Origin of the sequence: Lactiplantibacillus sp. 7.2.4 (assembly GCF_018991185.1) — a bacterium.
Taxonomy (GTDB): domain Bacteria; phylum Bacillota; class Bacilli; order Lactobacillales; family Lactobacillaceae; genus Lactiplantibacillus; species Lactiplantibacillus pentosus.
This window is the reverse complement of sequence record NZ_JAGYGS010000173.1, coordinates 1-509: the sequence shown is the minus strand read 5'-3', so window position 1 is coordinate 509 and position 509 is coordinate 1. Positions and strand designations below refer to the sequence as shown.

The window sequence follows — 509 nt, the reverse complement described above, 5'->3', positions numbered from 1 at the left end:
CCCATATGCATATGTGGCGTACTCTCATCAAGATGAACAATTGCATAACGAATATTTTCTTCACCAAATTTTTCAGCAAAATAATTCCTCGCCGTTTCAAAATATTTGCGGGTATCAGCCGCCGTCAAATCGGCAAAGAAATTGCTATCACTCGAAATAATCCATTCATTGACTAAAACGGCATCTTTTCTGACCGCTCGCTGACTGGTTTTATGCTCGTTAATATAAGCCTCAATATCCGTTTTGAAATGGTTAGTCCGACCAGCAACTAAATCATAATTTAAGTCAGAACGGTCAACGTCAATATCAGTATTTTTGTGATGTCGCGTTCGGCGTTGATCATGATTACCCAAGCCAACTAAATTATCAGCTTTTAATTTCTGCATATTAGCCACTAAATAACTCATTTCACCACTCCATTCCAAACAGCTAAATTTGGTTAGAGCATAGCATAGAATTCGGAAAACCTCCATGCAAGGTATAGCCCAATATACTTTACCTTGTAAAGT

Annotated in this window: 1 protein-coding gene; it reads right to left on the bottom strand. The window is 37.9% G+C overall.

What is annotated here, in order from left to right; translation table 11 throughout:
- A partial coding sequence (gene mobV, locus KGF70_RS17070; protein ID WP_367890002.1) for a MobV family relaxase occupies nt 1-509 on the bottom strand: 509 nt, incomplete at both ends.